This window comes from Deltaproteobacteria bacterium, assembly GCA_018668695.1.
GTDB lineage: Bacteria > Myxococcota > XYA12-FULL-58-9 > XYA12-FULL-58-9 > JABJBS01 > JABJBS01.
The window spans coordinates 1-6,102 of sequence record JABJBS010000399.1; the positions used below are offsets into that span (position 1 = coordinate 1).

4 protein-coding genes are annotated in these 6,102 nt (G+C 50.5%); 2 read left to right on the forward strand and 2 right to left on the reverse strand.

Going from position 1 to position 6,102, the window contains the following annotated elements; translation table 11 throughout:
• Both HOK28_23570 and HOK28_23575 read right to left on the reverse strand, forming a co-directional pair.
• On the reverse strand, window positions 1–425 hold a 425-nt coding region (locus tag HOK28_23570), incomplete at its 3' end, for a hypothetical protein (GenBank protein ID MBT6436089.1).
• Window positions 418–2,940, reverse strand: a complete 2,523-nt coding sequence (locus tag HOK28_23575; protein ID MBT6436090.1) for an MMPL family transporter — start codon at window positions 2,938–2,940, stop codon at window positions 418–420. The genes HOK28_23575 and HOK28_23570, both read right to left, overlap by 8 nt.
• Before the next feature lie 222 nt (window positions 2,941–3,162).
• On the opposite strand from HOK28_23575, the gene HOK28_23580 reads away from it, so the two are divergent.
• Together HOK28_23580 and HOK28_23585 are read left to right on the forward strand one after the other, a co-directional pair.
• The gene (locus HOK28_23580; protein ID MBT6436091.1) at window positions 3,163–5,007 is read left to right on the forward strand and encodes a GGDEF domain-containing protein; all 1,845 of its coding nucleotides are present in this window, start codon (window positions 3,163–3,165) and stop codon (window positions 5,005–5,007) included.
• A gap of 108 nt (window positions 5,008–5,115) precedes the next feature.
• The coding region (locus tag HOK28_23585) for a DUF3857 domain-containing protein (protein MBT6436092.1) at window positions 5,116–6,102 on the forward strand (987 nt) is incomplete at its 3' end.

Consider the following 6,102-nt stretch of genomic DNA (forward strand, 5'->3'; position numbering starts at 1 on the left):
TCTTCTTCAACAAAAATATCCAATGGGACGTCGGTTTGCGTTCCAGTTTGAACCGGGGTGCCCCACGTGAGTTCGGCACCTTTGAAGAATGATCCCGACTTGGGGTATGCGATATTGCGAATCGCATCCTTGAAAAGAGTTTTGATGGTTTTAACTTGCTTCTTTGAGAGAGACTTCTTGTGAGGCTTAACTGGACCCTCGGTAAGTTTCTTGAAATCGATGAGTTGGTCGAGCTGCGCATAGATTTTTTTATTACTGGCCAACTCAGTGGCACTAAGCTTTTTAGTATCCGCGGCCTGGACTACCTGTTGAAGAACATCGACCAGGATACGCGACTTGTCTAACGGTGACTGCTTAGATGCAGGCGCAACCGAGGCTGCGAAAGTTACAAATGCCAGAGTAAGGATAGGTAAAAATTTAGTCATGGGTCAAACTCCGTTTAGACAGCATGGCGAGTAAGGATGGTAACCCTACTAAGCACGATAGCAGATTAGCGGCGAGCCCCACCAGAGAAAGGGCGGCCAAGGAACGTAGAGCTGGGTGTGAGGTAAGAAACATGGCTCCAAATCCAAGAGCACTGGTCAAAAGTGCACCGGTGATGGCGCGACTTGTTTCCTGCATGGTTTGTTCCGCGTTTTGGTTTTCTGAGTAACGCGTCATGATGTGGATTCCTCCGTCTACACCTAGCCCAAAGAGTACGGGGATCATGACGATGTTAAGGTAATCAAAATGCACCGGTGTAAGTGCAACCAGGCCACATGTGAACACCATGGTGATCGTGGCAGGCAGCAGTGCAAATACCGTTGTTTTGAGATTTCCAAATAAAATCAATACAGTAAAGAATACTGCCACCAAGGTGAAAAGCATAACCTGAGGCGATTCTATAAAAATAACTTCGAGAATATCCGCCAAAACCATGGCCTCGCCAGCTGCTACAACGGGCTTTTGCTCGGGCGAACTGTTTCTGATTTCTTCGGCGAAATAGCGAAGCCGAGCTCCGTCACTGATGGCGATAGATGGGTAGACCAATAGAACCCCGCTGCTATCCGAGCCATCAATCGTTGAAAAACGTTGCTGAACCGACAGGGGTAGGTCGCTGAGACCGAACGGTTCAACTTTTGCCATCTTTTTGAGCTGGCGTAGCTTTCGTCTCATCGGACGCTCAAGTTGGGAGCTCTTAACTTTGCGAGCGATGGTGTAAATCTCATCCATCACGAGCTTTTTCTCTGCTTGATTGTTCGGAACGAGATCGGCCTGGGCTGCGACAAAATCAATTGTTGAAGCCTCTCCGAGGGTTCTTTGCCTGGCTCGAATATCTTCGGAGATCTTGAGAGCTTCTTCGCCGCTGTCTGCCATGAGAAGCAGGGGTGATTGGCTGTGGCCGAGAATACGCCCCACTTCTTTGTTGAGAATGACGCTGCGCAGGTCGTGTCCGCCCTGGAGCGATTGAAAGTCGTAATCGAAATTGGCGTAGGGAATTGCGAAGCCAAGCAGTAGCGCCGCTGTCGCTGTTGCGATGAGCGCGCCGCGTTTCCATTGGTCAATGGATTTGTAAAAAGTAGATGTGGCGTAGGGATCTCGGCTTTTTGCCCTCCAGCCGGTTCGCTCTGCGATGCTCAGTAGGGCCGGCATCACCAGTATGTAGGCGCTAACAATGAGAAGCATACCTGCAGCGGCGACGGTCCCAAACTCGGCAAAGGCGCGAAACTCGGATAGGGCAGGTCCTGTGAATCCAACGGCGGTCGTAATCGCTGCCAAGAGAACGGCGCGGCCCGTATGCCCAAAGGTATTGGCCAGTGCTTCCTCAGGTGATTCGTTGTCTGCCCGGCTAGACTCATAGCTACCCAGCAGGTGGATACCGTGGTCGATGCCGACTCCCAGTAAGACCGCCCCAATGAGACCTGTGAGGATATTTAGCGAGTCGAAGGCTATCCCCGCAAAAGCAAAGGTCCAAAAGATTCCTAGAAGCAGTGGCGTGTAAATGAGGACGATGGCAAACCAGCGGCGGAAGTGAAATGCCAAATAAAAGAGCATCAGTAAGGCCGCGGTAATCGAGGCAAGTTTGAGGTCACCGGTGACTGAGGTTTGCTGATCGATGCGTTGTTTAAACCGCCCTGTAAGCTCGACTTTTAAATCTGGGTGATAAGAAGCTGGGTTGAGCGCTGCCACGACTTTCTCGCTGTCGGTTACGACTGATTTACAAAATACCAAGTCGGTGGCGAGGCCGTTGGGACGAACCATAACCACGACGGCATCTGATTGGTCGTCATGGTAGAGGTCACTCGTGTTTTGCTTCACGGCCCAGCTCATAGCCTGGTCACGCATATATTTGTTCTCGAGGTTCATAAAACGCTCGATTTCGAACTCGGGAGCAGGGGAATCGCTGAGCGAGATCATCAGTGGATTGGCATTGAGTCGTTCCCATTCAACCCGAGCGCCTAGCTGGTCACGGAGCTTTTTCAGGTCCTCCAGGGCCATAAAATAAAGGCCACGAAGTTCGAAGAAATGGTTCGGGCGGTGGGCGTCAACAGAGCGAACCCAAGGGCGCTCAGCGACCGCTTTCTCAATATCCAAGGCGAATTTCTCAGCAAATTCAGCGGGGGCACCGTGTATGTAGAAAGTGAGGACACCCGATCCTCCGTAGCGCTTTTTGAGGGTTTCAAGATCTTGGACACTGCGAAAAGTGGTTGGCAGGAGCGCTATCATATCGGTGTCGATGGTGAGTCGACGGGCGCCTTGAAAGCTTAAAATGCTAAAAAGAGTAATACAAACAAGGGTTAAGACGGCGCGCTGGTACGAAAATCGAGCTACGGCGCCCACAACCGTCTCGAGAGCGTGTACGATTCGATTGGATTTTCTCTCAGCCTGCATACCGACAACTTCTCTAAAATGGCGCGTTGGGACGCCAGGGGTACTCAAAACATTCGATAAACGGTTCAATTTTCTGCGCTCAAACCCGCGTCTCTGCATAGTCATCTGACTCGGGGGTGGCGATAGTGCCGGTCTCGCCGCACAAATGCGCCTATGGCAGATACAACACCGGTTTTCAAAGACATTTTTAAAATAATAACGTGCTGCGGCATAACCGCGCACGTGTCTGAGAGATCGTTGCTGCATGGTTTCGAACTTTCATACCTGTTAGGCTCTTCGAAGAGCTTCGCGGTGGCACGAAGTTCGGATGTTACGAATGACCAGGAGAAGTTCAGAGGCATGCAAGACAACCTAAAAAAACTCGTCCAAGACGTGTTTGGGTTCGACGTGCGATTTGATGTTTCGAGAGAAGCTCAACCGGGCTGGCACGTGGTCGAGCTAACCGGTGTGAACTACTGCATGCACGTACCGGAGGCTGCAGCAGAATGGATTCCTCGGCTCGAAAAGTTAATGGCAACCTGTGTGGGTTATGAGATTCAGCAGGGAATTACACGCGACACAATGGAGAGCCTCGGTAACCAGCTCACCGGTTTTATGGGTTCGTCCGATAAGGTGATTAGCGTCGATGGCAGTATCGATCCCCAGAGTGCGTTTGAGTTTTTGCCGGCCGGTATCCGGTACGCGCTCTATCAAAAAGAAGACAAAATCGTCGACACTGGTGTCCGCGACGACACTCTCAAGCACTGTTGGGAGCAACTTGCGCGGACCACTTCATTCAAACAAACTTTGAGTCATGGTGAGGCTGTGGCATTTCGGGCCGGAAGCTTTCGATTCATTGCGATGTCGGATGTGGAACGCGACCCGTTAAGCTGGGAAATAGCCCGTCTGCGTTTGACATGGCTCGACCGTTTAAGCCGCGAGCGTCTCCAGAATCTTACTGACGAACTAACCGGACTTTACTCTCGAAAGAAATTTGTCATTGAGATGCAGAAACGAGAGGGGCCGGTAACGCTGGCGCTGATCAACCCGCGTCACCTGAAGATGATAAATAACATCTACACCACTCGAATCGGTGACCAATTACTGGCTGAACTGGGTCGTATGCTTATACGTCAGTTCTCTTTTGAGAATTGCTACCGACTCTATTCGGGGCGCTTTGGAGTCGTTTTTCCCGATGAAGCGGCGGCGCGCAAGGGCAGTGAAGAGCTGCTGGCTCATTTTGAGCACACAGCGCTTAAGGTTGTTTCACCGGTAACCCATGATGTGTTGCGGATGAGGTTGGAGCTTCAGATAGCGATAGCCACGGGCCGAGAAAGTGTACTGGACAACGCGACCATTACGCTGACGCACCTCAGGGATGTTGATGGGAGCATGGTTGTTTATGGCGACACCACAAAGAGCCGGGTCCAAGAAGAAGCCCAATGGGTCGACAGACTGCATTACGCCATGGAACATGACGGTGTGGTTCCTGTCTTTCAAGGGATCCACAACAACAAAACTGGAGTGATCGATAAGTTCGAAGCCTTAATGCGCATCGACCATATGGGTGTGATTTATGGGCCTTTCCATTTTATGGATGCTGCGCTCAATCATGGTTTTTATCCCCGCCTCACGGAAACGATGATTGAGAAAACTTTCAGAACATTTGCGGGTCGCACAGAATCGGTCAGCATCAATGTCATGCTCAATGATATTGTGAGGCCCGATTTTCTACCCTTTATCCATGAGAAGGCCCTCAAGCATAATATGGATATGTCGCGCCTCGTGATTGAGTTTGTTGAATCGTCAGATTTGGACGACTACACAGAGTTGGTTCACGATACGATTAACCAGTTACACGAGTGGGGTGCCAAGGTTGCAATCGATGATTTTGGGTCAGGTTACGCCAACTTTAAATACCTAAAGACACTCGGTGTAGACATACTCAAAATAGACGGCTCGTTGATTAGTAATTTGGATGAGAGTGAATCCGACAAGGCGATTGTTGGTGCTATCGCACAGATGGCGAGAAACTTAAAAATAGATACGATTGCCGAGTTTGTAGAAAATCAGGCGATTCAAGATTTAGTTTGTGAGTTGGGTATCGAGTGGTCTCAGGGTTACCACTTTTCTAAGCCAGCACTCATCGAAATCTAGAACGAGCATTCGAGCAAGTTTACGAACGCACTCACAAAACATCGATTGTCTCGCTCTTGAGCTTAGTTGCAGTCGCGATTCATTTAGGCTTTCTGTTAGGATGACGCCGTGTTGATGAGAATAATCTTAAATACGTTTCTGCTCTTGGCTTTGGCGAGCTGTGCGACTGCCTTGCCAGCATTTCCTCCAGCGGTCATCCCACCAAGCCCAAGTGCCACTGAATGGCCAGATGCAGGGGCTGCGGTTTTAGACGATATTAGGACGTTAGAATACAGGGAGACTTCGGCCGGAGACCGCCAGAGGCTGATTGCGGTGTTGGTTCACCGGCTTCGCTATAAAGTACTCACTCCACGAGGTCTGCGCCATGCAACAATGAAATTGCCTGTTGATGGTTATTCCTCGATTACCAAGGTGGCTGGCCGCTCTGTTCATCCCAATGGCCGTGAAGTTTACCTTCGCCAAGTAGACATTGTACCGAAAGATAAGCGGGGGCGCCGTGTTCCTGTGGGGGCCGTGGGTGAAGTGACCATGACGGTTCCTGATGCTGAAGTCGGCGGTTTGGTCGAGTTTCAGTATGAACGCGTCTTTACCGATCCGGATATGGTACCTGTGATGGTGCTTGGCCGAGATGTACCGGTCCTGCGTTCCGAAATTGCGTTGATAACGCCAGAGAATGTGCGAGTCGATTACAACTTTGGGCGGGGCGGTAAAATTGTTGAGCCACATCCGATTTTGACCAAGATGCCCAATGGCTTGGATAAACTCGTTTTTGTGGAAAAGTCCTTGCCGGCTTTTCACCCAGAACCGTCAATGCCTGACCTAACGTGGGTGACTGCGTGGATAGATTTTAATATTGCTTCGGCACAAGTCAAAGACCGTATGTACCGCCTTGAGAACTGGAAACATATCGGGGCCAGGATGCAATTTCTTTTCGATGCCGCGGGGGATTTACCACCGGCGACAGGGTCAGCAGTTGAGCGGTATCGAACCATTCAATCCGAGTTAAGAATTGTCGATAGCGATGGTGTCGGGGTCCTGCCACCGCGTTCGACTGTTTCGTTAAGGGAGAGAAAACCTGTGAGCGGTCGTGACGCA